Here is a 20,347-nt window from a genome sequence, read left to right as displayed (position 1 = left end):
GGAATGCACCCGCCGGGCGGGATGCCCCGGCCGCATGCAGGTTAGGCTAGGCTAACTAATTGCGGGTTTCTCGCCACCTCTACGGAGGTCGGGCACGGCGGGGGCCTGTCGTGATCGGACACTCGCCGAGCAGAGGACTTTGGACATGGGAAGAGGCCTGCAGGGAGCCCTGCTGCGGAGCTTTGGGGGACGTGACCACCAGGCCACGGTCACCGAAGTCGTGCGGGTGGCGCCGCACTTCGTCCGGATCACCATGTCCTCACCGACGATCTTCCAGGACGTCGTTGTCGAGCCGACGGCGTTTCTGCGTTTCTGGTTTCCCGACCCCGAGGGCAGCGACAGCGAGTTCCAGCGCATCTACACGCTCGTCTGGACCGAGCCGGAGTCAGGCAGATTCGCGGTGGACATGGTCCTTCACGAGCCGTCCGGTCCGGCCAGCCACTGGGCGGCCAGAGCCGAGCCGGGGATGACCCTTCCCGTCGTCGCGCTGGGGTCCAAAGGATTCGCGGTTCCCGAAGAACTGCCCGCCGGCTATCTGCTCATCGGCGACTCGGCGTCGATACCCGCGATCAACTCGATCCTCGCGGCGCTACCGGACGAGGTGGACGTTGAGGTGTACCTCGAACGGCACTCCCCCGACGACGAACTCATCCCGATCAACGACCATCCACGTCGGGCACTGCACTGGGTGGACAGGACCGACGACCTCGCCCTCGCCGCGGCCATCGAGGACCGCGACTGGTCGAACTGGGCGGCATGGGCGGGACCGGAGGCAGGCTCGCTCAAGCACCTGCGTAAGCGCATGCGCGACGTGTTCGGATTCCCGAAGTCCGACCTGCAGGCACAGGCGTACTGGACGCAGGGCCGCGAGATGGGCAGCCGCCGCGACAACGAGGACAAGCCCGCGGCCGAAGAGTCCCAACACGGTGCCGTCGAGGAGAACAAGGCGGCACCCGTCTTCGCGGAGGCACCCAGGGGACGGTGGCGTTCGCAGGCCGCCAAGGATCTATTGGCTCCGGTGAAGCCGCAGCTGATCGCGACCGGCATTCTCGAAACGCTGATCACGCTGATCCAGTTGGCTCCCTTCATCGTTCTGGTCGAGCTGGCCAGGCAGCTGCTGGCGGACGCCGGTGACTCCGCGCTGCGCAGCACCCTGATCGTCTTCGTGGTGCTGCTCGGAACGGGCGCCGCGCTCAGCGCCGCACTGTTGTTGTGGCTGCATGTCGTTGACATGCGTTTCAACGCCGCTGTTCGTCGACGACTGATCGACAAACTCGCGCGGGTACCGCTGGGATGGTTCATCCGACGCGGATCGGGCGCGGTCAAGAAATTGATCCAGGACGACACCCTTTCGTTGCACTACCTCGTCACCCATGCGGTGTCCGATGCCGTCGCCGCCGTCGTCGCGCCGATCGCGGTGCTGGTCTACCTGTTCGCCGTCGACTGGCGATTGGCATTGGTGCTGCTGCTGCCGATCCTGGTGTACCTCGTCACCACGTGGACGATGGTGTACCAGAGCGGTCCGAAGATCACCGAGGCGTCGCGGTGGGCCGAGCGGATGAACGGCGAGGCTGCGGCCTACCTCGAGGGTCAGCCGGTGATCCGGGTGTTCGGCGGCGCGGCGGCGTCGTCATTCCGTCGTCGCCTCGACGAGTACATCGACTTCATCAACGTCTGGCAGCGGCCGTTCGTCGGCAAGAAGACGTTCATGGACCTGGCCACTCGGCCGTCAACGTTCCTGTGGCTCATCGCTTCCGCGGGAACCCTGTTCGTCGTCTCCGGCGTGATGGAACCGTTGACCCTGCTGCCGTTCCTGATCCTCGGAACGACGTTCGGTACCCGCCTGCTCGGCATCGCCTTCGGATTCGCCGGTCTGCGCGAGGGGATGCAGGCCGCCCGTCGCATCGCCGTGACCCTCGACGAGGACGAACTGGCCACCATGAACGCAGACGACGCCGCGGCGACGGCGCCTGCCGCCGAACCGGGAACCGTCACCTTCGACAACGTGGGCTTCGGCTACCGCCCCGGAGTCTTCGTCATCCACGGCGTCACGCTGGCACTGCGGCCGGGGACCGTCACCGCGCTGGTGGGCCCTTCCGGCTCCGGAAAGTCCACGCTGGCATCACTTCTCGCGCGATTCCACGACGTCGACTCCGGCTCGATCAGCATCGACGGGCGCGATGTGCGCACGTTGGAGCCCGACGAGTTGTACACGCAGGTCGGTTTCGTGTTCCAAGATGTCCAGCTCATCCGGGGCACGGTCCGAGACAACATCGCGTTGGCCCGACCCGATGCGAGCGACGCTGACGTCGAGGCGGCGGCGACGGACGCACAGATCCACGACCGGATCATGCGGCTGCCCAACGGATACCAGACGGAGCTCGGTGCGAGCAGCCAGCTGTCGGGAGGCGAGCGTCAACGGCTCACCATCGCCAGGGCGTTGCTCGCCGACACCCCGATCCTGATCCTGGACGAGGCGACCGCGTTCGCCGATCCCGAATCGGAATACCTGGTGCAACAGGCATTGAGCCGCCTCATCCACAACCGCACGGTGCTGGTGATCGCCCATCGGCTGCACACCATCACCGAAGCCGACCAGATCGTCGTCCTCGACGGCGGGCGTATCGCCGAGATCGGCTCTCACACCGAACTGCTCGCCGCCGACGGCCGTTACCGGCACCTGTGGGAGAGCCGAGGCGAGACCGGAACACACGCGGAAGCACTCACCGGAGAGGCCGCCCGATGATCGTCAATTTGATCCGGCTAGTCCCGCCCGGGTACCGCGGCGCACTCACGGGTTACGCAGTGTTGACCCTTGTTTCGGTGATCCTGCGCGCCACCAGCGCGCTGCTGCTGGTACCGCTGCTGGCCGCGCTGTTCAGCTCGACACCCGCCGATGCCCTGCCGTGGCTGGGCGCGCTCACCGGGGCCACCGTCGGCGGCTGGATCGTCGACATGATCCAGGCGCGTATCGGCTATCGCATCGGTTTCGCGTTGGCGAACGACACTCAGCACCGGATGGCCGACCGGCTCACCGACGTCCCGCTCGGATGGTTCACCACCGACAACACAGGGATGGCGCGTCAGGCGATCGCCGCCAGCGCACCGGATCTGGTGTCATTCGTCGCGAACCTGCTGACACCGTTTCTCGGCGCGATACTGCTGCCCGCGGCGATCGCGCTCGGGTTGTTCTTCGTCTCATGGCAGTTGGGCGTGGCGGCGGCCATCGCGCTGCCCCTGATGCTGGGCGCGCTGGTGGCCAGCCAGCGGATCGTGCGGGCGGCTGACGCCGCCGACGGTCGCGCGCACAGCGCGCTCACCGAACGCATCCTGGAATTCGCCAGGACGCAGCAGGCGCTGCGCGCCAGTCGGCGGGCGACGGCAGCGCGCAGCCAGACCGGCGAGGCGGTGGCCACCGCACAAGGTGCCACGATGAGGCTGCTGCTGTTCCAGATTCCCGGGCAGCTGATGTTCAGCGTGGCAAGCCAACTCGCGCTGATCGTGCTGGCGGGCACGATCACGACCCTGGCGGTGCGAGGTCAGATCGGCGCCCCGGAGGCCGTCGCGCTGCTGATCGTCACCGTGCGGTTCCTTGAACCTTTCAACGTGCTCGCCGACCTGGCCGGAGCCGTCGAGAACTCACGTGGCGTGCTCAACCGGCTGCGCAGCATCATCGACGCCCCCCGCGCGGCGGTCGACGGCGGCGTTGCCGCCACCGGAAACCGCGCGCCGCGAATCGAGTTCCGCGATGTGGCTTTCCGCTACGACGGTGCCGCAGACGCCGGTGACGTGCTCACCGGGCTCGACTTCGTGCTCGAACCCGCAACGACGACTGCGATCGTGGGCCCATCGGGTTCGGGTAAGAGCACGATCCTCTCGCTCATCGCGGGATTGCATGCTCCGACCCGCGGTCAGATCCTCGTCGATGGCACCGATATCGACGAACTCGATGCGGCCACGCGGCGGGCGCTGGTGAGCATGGTGTTCCAGCATCCGTATCTGTTCGACGGCCCGATCATGGACAACGTCCGCGCCGGACACCCCGACGCCCGCGACGACGACCTCCGAAACGCCATGGCGCTGGCCCGCGTCGACGAAATCGTCTCGCGCCTACCTGACGGCGAGTCCAGCCGGGTGGGTGAGGCGGGCGCGGCGCTGTCCGGAGGTGAACGTCAGCGGGTCAGCATTGCGCGAGCCCTCGTGAAACCGGCTGGAATTCTGCTGATCGACGAAGCGACCAGCGCGCTGGACACCGAGAACGAAACGGCCATCACCGACGCGATCAGAGACGATCCACGTGGCCGCACTCGCGTCATCGTCGCGCACCGGCCGGGAGCGATCCGCAACGCCGACAATGTGCTGTTCGTCGACTCCGGGCGCATCGTGGAACAGGGCGCCATCGATGAGCTGACCCGACGCGGCGGACGATTCGCCGAGTTCTGGCGCCGGCAACAGCAGAGCGCCGGCTGGCGCATCGCGGCCGACGCCTAGCTCACCCCGCGTACTCGCGCAGGCTCCAGTCCGTTGTCTGTCACGGCGCTTGATGGTCGCTCGGACGGGCCTCGCTCCGTGGCGTAGTCGGCACCGAGTATCCGGTCCGAGAGCATTCCAAGGCAGGACAGGTTGGGAAAGCCCGGCCCCTGGGTGAGCCCGGACAGCCCGGGCAGGAACAGCTTCGGCGTGACGCCGGTGATGGCCAGGTCGTCCCCGATGAACTCCTGCAGCGCGTCGCCGGTCAGCGGGCCGCCGAGGCTCAGTTCGAGCAGATCCAGCACATCCTGGCCCAGCAGCGGCAGGAACCACAGCGCGTCGGCGCCCGACCCGTCGATCACGAGATCGAATCCGTGCACGGTCTCGAAATTCTCACTTCCCTGATTCGTGCTGAGCGTCAGGCGGATTCGGCTGTCGCGTGCCACCGCATGCGCTACGCGGCCGCGAAGATGGCGAATCCGGTCGTCGGACAGCAGCGCATCCTGCACCCGCGCCGAGAACACGCCGCGGTCGGTACGTGCCAGCGCGTCACGGCGCTCGTTCAGCGTGAGGCTGGTCCAGCCGGCGGGGTCGGAGAACAGTTTGTTCTCGAAGAATCCCTCACCGCGGGTGAACAGCGTGACTCCGGGCGAGATGACGGTGATCGTCGAAACCCTGTGCCGGAAAAGCTCATTGAGTATCGATGCTGCGGTCTCACCTCCCCCGATCACCGCGACCCGCTCCGCGGAGATCAGCTCGTTGCCCGCGGCCCGGTGCCAGAACTGCGCGATCGAGAGCACCCGCGGGTTGCCCGGCAGGATCGACCGCTCGGGCTGACCCGGGCCGGTGATCATCACACCGTCCGCGAGCACCGCGTCATCCGACGTGTGCAGCGCCCAGCGGGGTGTGGCGGCGGTGCTGTCGACGGAGATCCCGGTGACCTCACCGGAGACGATGTTCATCTGACAGTTGGCCGCGACCCAGCGCAGGTACTGACTCCACTTGCGATGGGTGGGAGCGGGCCTGCCGCGGTCTACCCATTCGGCGAACTGGCCGGTCGAGATCAGGTATGCCTGCCAGCTGTGCCGCGTCATGCGCTCGTCGAGTTCGGCGTTCCGGCGGGGCACCAAAGACGAGCGGTACGGAAAGCCGACATCCTTCTCGGGGCTGGTGCCCAGGCGGTGCTGACCGTCGGTCCAGCCGCCCTCGGCCTGCCAGTTGGCGGCGACGCCGGTGCGTTCCACCGCAACGACTCTGGGCACGTCGACGCCCATGTCGTTCAGCTCGGCCGCTTTGGCGGCGACGGCAATGGCCTTGGCTCCTGCGCCGACGACGGCGAGGGTGGGCCTCATGGTGCAACCTCTCGTAGCGAGTCCTGCCACATCGACTGCAGGGTGGCGACGTCGTCGGCGGACAGGATCTCCGGCAGCGCGCGCCACTGAGTGCCCAGCACCGGCCGGTCCGCATCGCCGATCACCGCGGCCAGGATGGTCAACTCATGTCGTACAGCGAGTTCCGGTTCCGGCCGCGGCGAAACGCGCGCCAACAGTGAGCGATCGGGGATCAGCTCGCCGCCGGTGCCGACGTGCACTCTGCCGAGAAAGTTCAGCAGCACCTGCGGGTCGGCGTACCCCCGCAGCCGCTGCGCGGTATCCGGACGCAGGTAGCGCAGCAGCCCGAAGTCGATACCGTCGCCAGGCATCGCGTCGATCGCACCTGGCGCATTCATCCGCAGCGGATAGATGGCGGTGAGCAGACCGACCGTGTCGGAGGTGTCGGTGTCGCTCATGATTCCGTCCGCGCGGCCGTGCGTCTCCAGTGCGAGCAGGGGCGGTGGCTGGTCCTGACCCCGATGCGCACGCCACCGATCGATGGTCCGGGCGGCCGCGGCCGCAAGGATCTTCTGCGCGGGCACGGCACCACTGAGAACACGCGCCGACACCTCGGGATCGGTGAGCGACATGGTGACGACGACGTCGGCGATCCGGTCGGTCTCCGGCCGGAGGCGTCGCGTGCCCAGCACCGGATCGGCACCCTCGAGTTGGGCCGCCCAGAAGTCGCATGTGTCCAGTTGGGCGGCGCGCTCGGCGAGCAACCGGGACCACCGCCGATAGCTGGTGTGCTCCGTCGTGGGCAACGGATCCAGACCCGATTTGATGGTGTGCCACGACGCGTCGAGCTCACCCAGCACGATCCGCCACGATGCGGGGTCCAGCGCAAGCACATGTGCGACCAGCATGAGCACGCCCGGGCCACCGGGCTCTCGCAGCCACACCGCGGACATCATCGATCCCCGTTGCGGGTCAAGCCGTTCCACCGCATGTGCGGAATGCTCGGCGACCGCGTCGACCATGTCGCCCTCGACCCACACCTCGGTGAGAAACCCTGCGGGCTCGTGTTCGACAAGCGTCATCGTTTCGATGTCCAGGCGGCTGCGCAGGACCTCGTGCCCGTTGACGACGGCTTTGAGCATGCGGTCCAGGTCCGCGCGGGTGATCCCCGCCGGCAGCCGGACCGTCTCGGTCTGCGCCAGCCGCCGCGGTTGGCCGTGCTCGTAGAGCCAATGCACGTTGGGCGGCACCGGTATCGGCCCGGTTCCCTCGTCACCCCGACTGACGACGGTGACGGACTCGTTGTCGATCGCCGCGGCCAGCTCGCGGATGGTCGCACATTCCAGCATCAGCCGTGCCCGCAGGGGAATGCCGCGCCTACGCGCTCCCTGCACCACCGAAAGCGCGACGATGCTGTCGAGGCCGAGCTGAAGAAACTCCGCGGTGACATCGATCTCGACGCCGTCGAGTAGCTCGCTCAACACAGCGACGAGCGCGGCCTCGGTTTCGGTTTCCGGCGCCGCCGACGGACCGTCGTCTACCGTAAGCGCGGCCAGCGCGGCCTCATCGATCTTGCCGTGCGACGTCAGCGGCATTTGGTCGACGATGACGATGCTCTGCGGAATCATATAGCGCGGCAACCGCTTTGACAGCAGGTCTCGCAACTCGGCGAGGTCAGGCGCTGGTTCAGCGGCCGCATAGGCGATCAATCGCGGCCCGCCGCGAACCCGCTCCCGTACCGCGACATGTGCGTGACGCACCGCGGGATGCGTGTGCAGCACGGCCGAGATCTCGGCGGGCTCGACACGGAACCCACGGATCTTCACCTGCGCGTCGGAACGGCCGAGGAACTGTAGCGCCCCGTCGGGCCGGCGTCGCACCACGTCACCGGTCCGGTACATCCGCTCGCCGGGAACGAACGGGTCGGCCACGAATCGGCCCGCGGTCTCGCCAGGCCTGCCGAGATAGCCGCGGGTCAGTTGGCGACCGGACAGGTAGAGCTCGCCGGGCACGCCGTCGGGCGCGGGCCGCAGCCACGAATCCAGTACGTAGGCGCGGGTCGCCGACGTGGGCACACCGATCGTCGGCTCGGGATGATCGGCGATGGGCGCGACGACGGCTTCGACCGTGGATTCTGTTGGTCCGTAACAGTTGTAGGCCGTCATGCCCGTGCGAGAGCATTCGTCGCGGATCAGGTTCCACGCCGGAATGCCGATCGCCTCACCCCCCAGTGCGAGCACGCCGAGGGGCACCGTGGCGAGCAGTCCGACCGCGTGCAGCTGGGCGAACATCGACGGGGTCGTGTCGATCAGGTCGATTCCGTACCGCGCGATGAGCTCGACCAATGATTCGGCATCCCGTTGGACGTCGTCGTCGACGATGTGCACCGAGTGCCCGTCGAGCAGTGCCGCCAGCGGCTGCCAGGCCGCGTCGAAGGTGAACGACCAGGCATGCGCGACGCGCAGCGGATGGCTCAACCGGGCCGCTGCGGGCCGCAGAATGTGCCGGGCGTGATCCTCGGCGTACGCGAGCAGCGCCTGATGGGTGCCGATGACGCCCTTCGGTCGTCCCGTGGTGCCCGAGGTGAAGACGACATAGGCAGCCTGGCCGGGATGTGCTGCGACGGGCTGGAATCCGTCGGATTGCCCGGCGGCGGCGGCCGACATCAACACGTCGTCGACGATCACCGCCGCACCGCACTGGGCGAGGATGTCGGCGATCCGGTCGGCAGGCATGGCGGGGTCGAGCGGGACGATGACGGCGCCGGACTTCAGCACCCCCAGCATGGCTATCACGTATTGCGGGCCGCGCGAAAGCTTGATCGCCACCGGGTCTTCGACGCCGACCCCGCTACCCACCAGCAGGGCGGCCACCTGGTCGGCGGCCTCGTCGAGTTCGCGGTAGGTCAGCTCGCCGCCGGACCAGCTCAGTGCCCGCGATGCCAACCGGGTGTAGGCGACGTCGGTGAACCTGGTGTGCACCCCGGTGTGTTCGGGTGCCCCATCGATCTCGGTTCGCGGCTGCTCCCCGTCGAGCAGGACGCTGATATCGCGAAGCGGACTGTCCCACTTGGCGATCAACAGCGCGACGGTGTCGAGCAATCGTCGACCCAGGCTTTCGGGCGTCATCGACCCGAGTGCCCCGTCGACCACCTCGACGAGCACCGTCAGCTGGTCGTCGACCATGTGGGCGGCGAGGGTGACGGGAAAGTGCGACAGGCTCTCGAGCGCCGCCGGGCGGAACGTCGCGCCGTTGGCCGTGAACTCCCCTCCTCCGACCAGTCCACCGGGCGGGAAGTTCTCGTACACCAGCAGGGTGTCGAACATCTCGCCGATCCCGCCGAGCGATCGCAGTTCGGCATGCGGCAGGTAACTGTGGTCACGAAGCTTCGCCGCCTCGCGTTGCAGTGCAACACATTGCGCGCCCGCGCCGGCCGCGGGATCAAGCCGCACCCGCAGCGGCACGGTGTTGATGAACAGTCCGACCATGGTCTCGACCCCGGTCAGCTCGCTGGGGCGACCCGACACCGTCACGCCGAACACCACATCACTGCGATCCGTGAACGCGGACAACAAAGTCGCCCAGGCCATTTGCACCAGGGTGTTCACGGTGACCCCGCGCGAACGTGCCGCCTCAGCCAGCGCGGCGGTGGTGCCGGTGTCAAGCTTCAGCTCGGTGCGACGGGGCGACCCGCCTTCGGGCTCGACCGCGGAAAGGGTCGGCGACAGCAGCGTCGGACCATCCATACCGGCGAGGTGTTCGCGCCACAGAGTGCGGCTGGCGTCCTGGTCTCGCGCTGCGAGCCAGCCGATGTAGTCGCGGTACGGCCGCGGCGGCGGTGGCAGGACACCGGCGTCCCCGCCTGCGCGGTACATGCCGATCAGCTCACCGACGAACAGCGGCAGCGACCAGCCGTCGATGATGATGTGGTGCGCGACCACCACGAGACGCCAGTGCGATTCGGGCACCTCGATGAGCACGAAGCGGATCGCGGGCCCGCGCTCGAGGTCGAACGGGCGAAGTCGTTCGTCGAAGTCCAGCGCGTCGACCTCGTCGGCGGTCGCGGTGATCGTGCGCCACGGCAGGTCGACCCGGGTGGGGACCACCTGGACGGGGCGGCTCAGGTCACTGCGAAAGAAGCTGGCGCGCAGGTTGGGGTGCCGCGCCAGCAGGTGCGCGGCGCAGGTGCGCAACAACTCCGGATCCAATGCGCCGAAGATGTCGGCGGACATCGCGATCACGTAGGGGTCGTCGCCGCCTTCACCGTTGCTCAGTTGGGCCAGCGAGAACAGCCCCTGCTGCAGCGGGCTGAGCGCCATCACATCTTCGACGGCCACCTTGGCATCGGTCTTGGTGCCGGTTGGGGTCACTGCGCACCGTCGCGGGACGAGTTGAACATCGATGTCACCGCCGCCAGTTCGTCGGGCGACAGCCCCGAGGCGGCCATCGGCTCGTGGCGGATATCGGCGGTTTCGGGCACGCTGCCGACCGCATCGATGGTGGCCGCCAGTTCCTGGATCGCAGGATGCTCGAACACCATTCGGGCGGTCAGCGCCAGTCCCGCGTCGCACGCCCTCGCGGCCACCTGCACCGCGAGGATGCTGTCGCCGCCGAGGCTGAAGAAGTCGTCGTTGCGACCGACCTCGGGCAGGTCGAGTACATCGGCGAGCATTGCGGCGAGGACGCGTTCGGTTTCGGTGTGGGCGGGCTCAAACGGGCCAGCCGGACCTGTCGGCGCCGTCGGCTTGGTGGCTTCGATGTACTCCACCTCGCCGTTGTCGGACCAGCGCGCCCGCTTCCCTGTCGGTCGCAGGTGTGCGCCTTGCTCGTCGACGTGGTGGTCGTATACGTCGCCGATGACACCGACTGCCACGGGATCCCGCCATTGGTCGAGCACGCTGATGCCCGCCGCGGCACTGAACCCGTACACCCGTTGCCGTTCCTCGCGATCGGCGATCTGGATGTCGCGCAGCCGCTGATCGGGATCGTCGGCGAACGCGGCCAGCACACGGCCGAGCCAGCGGACCAACCGTTCCGCGGTCGTGCGCCGGTACAGGTCGGTGCGGTAGATGACGTGCCCTCGATAACCGTCGTCGCCGCCGGCTGCTCCGGCAATTCGAGCAGTGGCGAAGAAGTTGACCGACAGGTCGGCGTGCGCGACATCGAACGGCGGCTCGAGCGCAGTGAACACGGTGTCACCCTCGGCCGAGGACTCCACGACCTGCCCGGCGGGCAGAGCCTCACGCACGTGCACGACGACACCGAAAAGCGGGTTGCGAGAGAGTGACCGGGCCGGCCGGACGGCGTCGACCACCTGATCGAAGGGCAGGTCCTGGTGGGCGTAGGCGCCCAGCGCGGTGTCGCGGGCCTGCACCAGCAGTTCGCGCAGTGTCGGGTTGCCGGTCAGATCGTTGCGCAGCACGACGATGTTGATGAAGAACCCGACCAGTTGATCGAGCTCGGCCTCGGTGCGGCCGGCCACCGGAGTGCCCAGCGGGATGTCGTTGCCCTCACCGGCTTTGTGCAAGGCCACGGCGACGGCCAGCTGCAGCAGCATGAACTCGGTGACGCCCAGCTGCTGGCTCAGTTCGGTGAGCTGCGCGCGGATCGCGCCGTTGATGCCGAACTCGACGGCATCACCCTCACCGCTGAGCACCGGCGGGCGCTCGAGGTCGGGAGTCAGCCCCGGATCCTCGGGCAGACCTTCCAGCCGGCCGCGCCAGTAGTCACGTTGTGCCGCAACGGGTCCGTCGGTATCGGCCAGCAGCGCCGCCTGCCACGCCGCGTAGTCCGCATACTGGACGTTCAGCGGTGCGAACGACGGCGCCTGACCGGTCCGGCGGGACCGGTACGCGGCGAGCAGATCGTTGAACAGCACCATGGCCGACCAGTGGTCCGCCGCGATGTGATGCACCACGAGCGACACCACATGCGCGTCGGGTGTCGACAGCACCGTCGCGCGGACCGGCAGCGCGCCCTCGAGGTCGAATATGTGCCGCCGCTCGTTGTCGAGTTCGGCGTGCAGCCATACCTCGTCGTCACCGCGTGCCCGCCGCACCGAGACCGAGGCCTCGTCGGCGGCGTTCACGATCTGGTAAGGCACGCCGTCGATTTCGCGATAGGTGGTGCGCAGCACCTCGTGCCGGGCGACGACGTCACGCACCGCGCGGACGAACGCGTCGGCATCGCACGGCCCAGTGAGCCGCGCGGCGAACGGGATGTTGTTGACGGGGTTGGGACCGTCGATGCGGTACTGGAACCACATCCGCAGCTGCGACGCCGACATCTGCAGCGGCCCATCGTGCGGGATCGCGGCGAGCCGCGGACGCCGCGAGTCGGATGCCGACATCGAGTTGATGCGCTCGGCCAGCTTCGCGACCGTGCCGAGCTCGAACACCTCGCGGACGCCGATGTCCACGTGGCACTGCGACCGCACCGCGGCAACCAGTTTCGTGGCGAGCAGCGAGTGACCGCCGAGGTCGAAGAACGAGTCGTCCGCGCCGATCCGGTCGCGGCCGAGCAGTTCGGCGTACAGGCCGGCGACGCGCCGCTCAGTCCCCTCGGCGGGTTCGCGGTATTCGGCGCCCGCGCCGGCCCAGGAGTCCGCGTCAGGTTTCGGGAGCGCGGCGCGGTCGATTTTGCCGTGCGCGGTGATCGGGATCTCGTCGATCACCACGTATGCCGCCGGCGTCATGTAGTCCGGCAGTGCGGCCGCGACCCGAGCGCGGATGCGCTCGATGTCGACGTCGTCGGCGGCTCCGGCGGATGTGTCGGCGGGCGTGAGGTACCCGACGAGGCTCTTTCCGAGGTTCGGTAGCTCACTGACCACGACCACCGCCTGACTCACGCTGGGGTCGACGGAGATCGCGGCGGCGACCTCTCCGAGTTCGATTCGGAAGCCGCGGATCTTCACCTGTTCGTCTGCCCTGCCGACGAATTCGATGTCCCCGTCGGCGTTGCGGCGGGCCAGGTCGCCGGACCGGTACAGCCTGGCGCCGGGGGTGAACGGGTCGGCGACGAACCGCTCCGCGGTCAGCCCGGGCCGCTGGTGATAACCCCGCGCCACATGCGTTCCACCGATGTAGATCTCGCCGATCACGCCGGCCGGGACCGGCTTCAGCGCATCGTCGAGCAGGTGGATCTGCGTATTGATCTTCGGCGTGCCGATCGGCACGATGCGCGTGCCCTGCTTGCCCTCCACCTTGTAACGGCTGGCGTTGATCACCGTCTCGGTGGGGCCGTAGAAGTTGTGCAGCAGCGCGTCGAAGGTGCCGTGGAACTTGTCGGCGAGCTCACCGGGGAGCGCTTCGCCGCCGATCGGCACCCGTTGCAGGGTGCGCCACTGGTTCACGCCCGGCAGCGACATCAACAAACCCAGCAGCGACGGGACCAGGTGCATCGACGTGATGCCTTCGTCGTGCAGCAGATCGGTGAGATAGCCGACGTCGCGGAGACCGTCCGGACGCGGAATCACCAGTCGTCCACCGCATGCCAGCATGCCGAAGATCTCGCCGATAGACACGTCGAAGCTAGGCGAGGCGACCTGAAGCAGCCGCTCACGCTCGTCGATTTGGTAGTCACCCTTGAACCAGACGAAGTATTCGGCGACCGGCCGGTGCGGGACGGGCACACCCTTGGGCAGCCCGGTGGAGCCCGACGTATAGATCAGGTAGGCGGTGCTCTCTGGTCCGAGCGGACGGATCCGGTCGGCGTCGGTCGGGTTCGACACCGGGTAGCCGTCGAGCCCGCCGACGGCCTCGCGCAGTACGAGTTTCGGATCGGAGTCGGACAGGATGAAATTCAGCCGGTCCTCGGGATAGGTCGGATCGACGGGAAGGTAGACCGCGCCGGCCTTGATCAACCCGAGGGCGGTGATCACCAGTTCGGGAGAACGATCCAGCAGCACGGCGACACGGTCCTCGGTGCCGATCCCCTGTTCGATCAACCAGTGTGCGAATCGGTTCGCCGATTCGTTGATCTCGCGATAGGTGTAATGGCGTCCCTCGTAGACGACGGCGGGCGCATCCGGTGTCCGCGCGGACTGCGCCTCCACCAACGCGGCCAATGTCGTTGCCGGGGTGTCGAATTCCTCACCGGCAGAGACCTTGCGCAGCCAGTCGGCGTACGCCGGTCCCGTCAGGTCGAGATCGCTGATCGGCGTCCCGGGGTTGGCCAGCGCGCTGTCGAGCAGCACCACGTAGTGCTCGAGCAGCTGCCGGGCCAGTCCGGCGTCGAGAACCTCGACGAGGTATTCGGCCTCGACCTCGATACCCGCGTCGTCGAACTCGACCATGAACCCGAATGGCAGCTGGGTGAACTGGCCGCGCAACTCGGCTCGCTCACAGGTGATTCCGTCGGGATTGAAGCCGTGACCGTCGGCGCCACGCGCCCCGAACGTCACCCGCGTCATGCGCTCCACACCGTGACGGCGGTCGGGGTTGATCTCGGCGACCACTCGGTCCAGGTTGACCCGCTGATGGGCGAAGGCACCGACTGCGGTGTCGCGGGCGTCGGCGATCGCCTCACGGAATGTCTGACCCCGCTGTGGCCGCAGTCGCATCGCCACCGTGTTGCCGTAGTACCCGATGACGTCGTCGAGGTCGGCGGTCCTGTTGAGCACCGGCGCGGCGACGAGGAAGTCGTCGGAGTGGGTGTAACGGTGGATCAGCACACCGAATGCGGCCAGCAGCACCATGTACGGGGTGGCACCGGACTCCTTGGCCACGGCGGTCACGCGCTCCACGGTCGCGTCGGGCAGCCGCAGCGTGGTGCGCTGCGACCGGTAGTTCGTCGGGATCGCAGAGCCGTTGGGGCCGGGCAACTCCAGCGGCTCCGGCGGATCGGCCAGCACGGTGCGCCAGTACTCGAGATCGCCGTCGATGGCACCCGACGCCGGTGCCGGGATCGGAGTCGGCGCGGCGAGCCGCACACCGCGGTACGCGCGGGTGAGGTCGGCGAAGAACACCTGCCAGCAGCCGTCGTCCCACGCGATGTGGTGCGCGACGAGCAGCATGACGTGTTCGTCGGCGCCGGTGCGCACGACCGTCAGGCGCAGCGGCGAATCGGAACTCAGGTCGAAGGGTGCGCTGAATTCGCGCTGCGCCAGCACTTCCAGCCGCAACCTCCTGGAGTGCTCCGACATGTCGGACAGGTCGTGCGCCGACCAGCCCGGCATCAGGTCGTCATGGACGGTCGGCTGCGGCTCGCCGTTGGCATCCGCGCTGTACGTGGTGCGCAGCAGCACATGCCGCGCGGCCACCGTGTTCACGCCGTCGCGTAGGCGCGCGACGTCCAGTGCGCCCCTGATCCGATAGGACAGGCAAATGTTGAGGATCGCGCCGGTGGGGTCGGCCATCTGAACGAACCACATGCGACGCTGCCCGTCGGACAGTGCGGTGTCCGTCGGCTCGGCGGGCGTCTGCTCGCCCGACCGCAGACCCTTCTCGGAAAGCCTGCGCCGCAACAGCTCCAACCGACGGTCATCGGCGTGCTCGCGAATATCGGCGATGTCAGTCACGAGTCGTTTCCACCTTCTGTGATCGAGTGTCGAGTTCGGCGATGAGTTCGGCGCTGGTGATACCGCCAAGCAGGGCGCCCAGCGGCACCGATGCGCCGATCACCCGCCGCAACCGCTTGCGCAGATCAAGGGCGAGCAGTGAATCCAAGCCGAGGTCGAGCAGGGATGTTTGCCGGTCGACCGTCGCGGCGTCGATGCCGAGCACCGCAGCCACTTCGGCGATGACCCTGGTCGGCCCGTCGCCACTGGGGGTGCTGTCCGAGGGGGTCGCCCCGCCGGATTGCTCGACGGCCTGGCTGTCGAGGAACTTCCGCAGCCGGTCAGGGTCGGCGGACATGATCATCGGATCGGCTTCGTGCTCACGCAGGCTGGCGGCGACCGCAGACCCGGGTGCCATCGGCAACAGTCCCGAGCGCTCGATGGCGCTGACGCCGGCACGGGCCGTGATACCGCTGGCACGGCCGGGATCCGTGCGCCATAGCCCGTATCGCAGGGCGACGCAATGCTGGCCCTTGGCCCGCAGCTGACCGGCCATCACGTCGAGCATCCGGTTGGCAGCCGAGTAGGCTGCGTGGCCGCGGCCGCCCCACACCCCGGACACCGAGGAGCACACTAGGATTCGCGTATCCGAACGCATCGGCCACAAATCGGTCATGCGCGCGAAGCCGCCGATCTTGGCCGCCGCGGTATCGGCGAAGGACTCCGCGGAGATACTCGCGAAGTCGTCGAATCTCGCCGCCCCCGCCGCGTGGATCAGGAGCGACGCCCCTGTGCCGCCGAAATCCCGCGCGACGGCCGAGACCTGATCGGCGGAGCGCAGATCACACGGTGGGGCGACGATCTCGACACCGCCGAAACCGGCGACATCCGTCAGTTCGGCCACGGTCGCCGCGTCGACGCCCGTTCGACTGAGCAGCACGATGCGGCGAGCGCCCTGCTCGGCGAGATACCGCGCGAAGTGCAGTCCGACCGCCCCGGTACCACCGGTGATCACGACGTTGTCCAGCAGCCCGTCATCGAGCTTCCAGTCCCGGGCGGGAGCATCAGGCTCGGATAGCGCGCGGACGAAAAGGGCAGGGCCGGAGGCGCTGTCGCGGACCGCTCCCTCGTGCACACTGCCACGCGCGGCGTCGATGACCGCCGTCGCGGTGGCGTCGTCGATCTCCCAGGACGGTAGATCCAGATGGCGGAACGCTTGGTCGGGACGTTCATAACCGATGCTGCGGTGCATCGCGGCCAGTGCCGCCTGCGCCGGTAGCGCAACGGGTTCGTCGAGAAGCACGTGTTCGCCGCCGACCGTCACAAGGCATACGTCGCGGCACGACGTTCCTCCGGCATCGGCATAGTCGAACAGACCCTCGCCCACGATTCGTCCGATCTGCGCAGCGGCGACCTCGGCATCGGGGTGGTCGAGTAGTGGGGCGATCGCAAGGATGAGGTCGGCCTCGCCCGGCTGGGCGGGTTCCGCGTTGCCGTGCCGCGCGATGGCGGTCCGCAGCTGCGCCGACAGCGCACTACCCGGACCCACCAGGTCGACGACTGCGATTCGCCTGTGCGCACCCGTTGCGGCGAATACGCCACTCTGCTCCCACTTCTCGCTCGAAACGGTCAACCCGAACACGGGTGCAAGCGGTTCGGGTTCGGCCCACACGTGGACGTCACGCATCGGTGCATTGGGAAAGCCCTGGAGCACTGGCGTCCTCGAGTCGGCCCAGCCGGACCATCCGAACCCCGGGTCGCCGACCGCGACGGCCGCGATGCCGGCCGACAAGGTGTCGACGAGCGGTTCGTCGCGTCGACCCGATCCGACGATGAGCGAGGGCTCAGGCCCGTCGCCGGTCAGATCTTCCAGTGCGAACAGCAGCGACGCGTGCGCCGACATTTCGACGAACCGGGTTCCGCCCTGTCTGCGAGCCGCGTCGACGGCGCGGTCGAAACGCACCGTATCGCGCAGATTGCGGTACCAGTAGTGCGCGTAACCGGTCCCTGCCGGCACGGCCTGACCGGTGGCCGACCCGATGAATTGCATTGGTGCATCGCCGAACTGACCCTTGGGCAAGAGGACTGACAGGTCGTCGTGCAGCGCCTCCAACGCGGTGGTGTGGCCCGGATAATTCACGCCGAGCTCGCGGGCGAACAGACCCCGATCTGATGCGGTGGCCACCAGTGCGGTGACGGCGTCGCGCTGGCCAGAGACGACGACCGACGACTTCGAGTTGACCGCCGACACCTCGAGCCAGCCTTCGACGGTGGCGATCAGGTGCTCGGTCTCCCCGACCGAAATCCCCAGGGCGGCCATGCGATAGTCGCCCTGCAGGCGGTCGACCGCTTTCGCCCGCGCGATGACCACGGCGACCGCATCGGTGAGGGTCATACGCCCGGCGACGTATGCCGCGGCCACTTCACCCAGGCTGTGGCCGACTGTGATGCCGGGCGTCACTCCGCAGGATTGCCAGATGTGAGCCAGACCCACGGCGTGGACGAACTGTGCGCCCTGGATCTCGACCTGCGACCAGTCGCCACCAGGGGTGTGCGCGGTGAGGTACTGCAGCGGCGAAACGTGGCCGGCGGCGGCGAAAGCCGCAACGCATTCATCCACCTGGGCGCGGTACACCGGTGACCGATCGTAAGCATCGGCTCCCATCGACGGCCATTGGTTGCCCTGGCCGGGAAAGACGAAAACCGTTTTACCGGTGCTTGTTTCCGACGATCTCGCCACCATCGGGTGTTCGATTTCGGCGCTGAGCGCCTGCAGGCCCTCGATCAATTCAGCGATGCTCGCCGCGCGGACGACGGCGCGGTGCCGCCGCAGCCTGCGTGTGCGCAAGAGCGTGGCCGCGACAGCCGAGACGTCCATGCCGGGACGCAGGTACCGAAGGATAGCGTCGGCATCGGTGACGAGAAGTTCCTCGGCGTGAGCACTGAGGACGACGGGCACGCGGCCGTCGGGAAATCCGTTGGCGGGCATCAGGCTGCTTCCGGTACGGAGACGATGACGTGCGCGTTGGTGCCGCTCATCCCGAACGCCGTCACCGCGGCCAGCCGGTGCCCATCCGCCGCGGGCCACGGTGTGAGTTCGGTTGCCAGCCGCAGACCTTGTTTTTCCCAATCGATTTCGCGACTCGCCTCGGCTGTATGCAGGCTCGCAGGCACGGCTTCGCGCGCAGCGGCGATGAGCACTTTGGCCAGGCCGAGCCCGCCCGCGGCGGCCTGGGTGTGGCCGATGTTCGACTTCACCGATCCGAGCAATGCGCCGCGGCCAGGTTCGGTGGCCCCGTAGGTCTGGGCCAAAGAGGTGAGTTCGGTGCGGTCGCCGAGTCGGGTTGCGGTGCCGTGACCTTCGAGCATGCCGACCTGTTCGGCGCGGATTCCGGCTTGGCGCAGCGCACGTTGAAACAACCGCGCCTGCGCGGGGCCGCTCGGAGCCGTCAACCCGACGGAGCGACCGTCCTGGTTGAGACATGTCGCTCGAAGTTCGCCGAGTACGCGGTGTCCGTCGCGCAGTGCGGCGGAACGTCGCTGTAGCACGAACATCGCCGCGCCTTCGGCCCACACGGTGCCGCTTGCCTGCGCGCTGTACGGGCGGCAGTGACCGTCGTCGGACAGCGCGTGCTGCTTGGAGAACTCGACAAAGAATCCCGGTGACCCCATCACACAGACCCCGCCGGCGATCGCCATATCGCAATCTCCCGACCGAATCGCCTGCGCGGCAAGATGAACTGCGGTCAAGGTCGAGGAGCATGAGGTATCGATCGTCATTGCGGGTCCGGCCAACCCGAGCGTGTAGGCGATCCGCCCCGAAACAGGGCCGAGGGCGGTACCTGCCATCAAATGACCCGTGAGGTTGGTGAACTCGGCAAGATCGGGACCGTAACCCATTGTCGACGCACCGATGTAGCAGCCCACATTGTGACCGACGAGGTCGTCGGGGTTGATTGCGGTGTTCTCGAGTGCACGCCAGGCCACGCGCAACGCGACGCGTTGCTGCGGGTCCATCGCGACGGCCTCGCGTGGTGAGATCCCGAAGAATTCGGCGTCGAAAGTCGCACCACCGGAGAGAAATCCGCCGAGATCGTGTATCGGCTTGAACCCATCGCGGTGTGACCCGTCGAGCACCTTGCGCACTGACCAGCCGCGGTCTCGGGGAAACGGGCTCAACGCCTCGCGTCGCTCGGACAGCAACGACCAGTAGGCGTCCGCGGTATCGATGCCGCCGGGCGCCTCGATCGCCATCCCGGCGATGACGATCGCGTCCGCGTCGCTAGACGTCATTGACGAGCTCCGCGACGGCGTCGAGATGGTCGTTGATGTAGAAGTGCCCGCCATCGAAGAGCGACAGTGTGAACGCCCCGCCCCCGTGTGTGGCCCAGCGGCGCAGCATGTCCTCGCTCACCCGATGGTCGTTGCGGCCGCCGATGGTGTGGATGTCGGCGCGCAGTTGGACGTCGTCGCCACACGCGTAGCGGTTGAACGCCAGGTAGTCGGCGCGCACGGCGCGGACGAGCAGGTCGACGAAGTCCTCGTCGGCGAGCAGCCGCTCATCGGTGCCGCCCAGGTCGACCATGTTCGCGATCACCTCGGCCTCGGCGGTGGGTAGCCGTGGCGAGGTGGCGATCGTGCAGGGGGCCTGACTCGCCGACACCCAGAGGCTGCTCACGTCGGCACCCTTGGCTTCGGCGACGCGAGCGAACTCGAACGCGATCACCGCGCCCATGCAGTGGCCGAACAGTTTGATCGGCCCGAGTCGCGTCCATTCGCCGGCGTCGAAGAGCTGGACGGCCAATTCCTCGACGGTGTCCGGGGCGGGGTGAGTGAGCCGGTCCGCTCGCTGGGGGTACTGCACGACGTACACGTCGGCGCCGCCGGCAGCCAACGCCGCGGCGAAGGCCCGGTAGGCCGCGGCGGCGCCCCCTGCGTGAGGAAACACCACGGTCGCGCCGTCGCTCTTCCGGCCCGGGGATCGCTTGATCCAGGGCTGGAAGGCCAGTTGGCTCTGTTCGTCAATCATCGGCGGCTCGGCGATGGTTTT

At 67.9% G+C, this 20,347-nt stretch carries 8 protein-coding genes; 2 read left to right on the top strand and 6 right to left on the bottom strand.

The window, feature by feature from the left end:
- Positions 1–145 precede the first annotated feature (145 nt).
- Both BST47_RS09560 and BST47_RS09555 read left to right on the top strand, forming a co-directional pair.
- A complete protein-coding gene (locus BST47_RS09560) occupies positions 146–2,746 on the top strand; it encodes an ABC transporter ATP-binding protein/permease (protein WP_083125291.1) in 2,601 nt (866 codons plus the stop codon).
- Complete coding sequence (locus tag BST47_RS09555; protein ID WP_083125290.1) at positions 2,743–4,491, top strand: ABC transporter ATP-binding protein; 1,749 nt, start codon at positions 2,743–2,745, stop codon at positions 4,489–4,491. Before BST47_RS09560 ends, BST47_RS09555 begins: the two co-directional genes overlap by 4 nt.
- Here the strand turns inward: BST47_RS09555 and mbtG are convergent.
- The 6 genes from mbtG to BST47_RS09525 are packed head-to-tail and all read right to left on the bottom strand — an operon-like array spanning position 4,488 to position 20,326.
- The gene (gene mbtG / locus BST47_RS09550; protein ID WP_083125289.1) at positions 4,488–5,822 is read right to left on the bottom strand and encodes an NADPH-dependent L-lysine N(6)-monooxygenase MbtG; all 1,335 of its coding nucleotides are present in this window, start codon (positions 5,820–5,822) and stop codon (positions 4,488–4,490) included. The two genes, BST47_RS09555 and mbtG, sit on opposite strands and share 4 nt — an antisense overlap.
- Positions 5,819–10,120 (bottom strand): non-ribosomal peptide synthetase, encoded by a 4,302-nt coding sequence (locus BST47_RS09545; protein WP_083125524.1) that lies wholly within the window; start codon positions 10,118–10,120, stop codon positions 5,819–5,821. Before BST47_RS09545 ends, mbtG begins: the two co-directional genes overlap by 4 nt.
- Before the next feature lie 47 nt (positions 10,121–10,167).
- Positions 10,168–15,318 (bottom strand): non-ribosomal peptide synthetase, encoded by a 5,151-nt coding sequence (locus tag BST47_RS09540; RefSeq protein ID WP_083125288.1) that lies wholly within the window; start codon positions 15,316–15,318, stop codon positions 10,168–10,170.
- Positions 15,311–18,286, bottom strand: coding sequence for a mycobactin polyketide synthase MbtD (mbtD, locus tag BST47_RS09535; RefSeq protein WP_083125287.1), 2,976 nt, complete (start codon positions 18,284–18,286; stop codon positions 15,311–15,313). Before mbtD ends, BST47_RS09540 begins: the two co-directional genes overlap by 8 nt.
- Complete coding sequence (locus BST47_RS09530; RefSeq protein ID WP_083125286.1) at positions 18,286–19,590, bottom strand: beta-ketoacyl [acyl carrier protein] synthase domain-containing protein; 1,305 nt, start codon at positions 19,588–19,590, stop codon at positions 18,286–18,288. The genes mbtD and BST47_RS09530 overlap by 1 nt, the downstream gene beginning before the upstream one ends.
- Entirely contained in the window at positions 19,580–20,326 is a 747-nt protein-coding gene (locus BST47_RS09525) for a thioesterase II family protein (RefSeq protein WP_083125523.1), read from the bottom strand. Before BST47_RS09525 ends, BST47_RS09530 begins: the two co-directional genes overlap by 11 nt.
- Positions 20,327–20,347 lie beyond the last annotated feature (21 nt).

The organism is Mycolicibacterium tusciae, assembly GCF_002086795.1.
GTDB lineage: Bacteria > Actinomycetota > Actinomycetes > Mycobacteriales > Mycobacteriaceae > Mycobacterium > Mycobacterium tusciae.
This window is presented reverse-complemented; position numbering and strand designations above follow the sequence as displayed.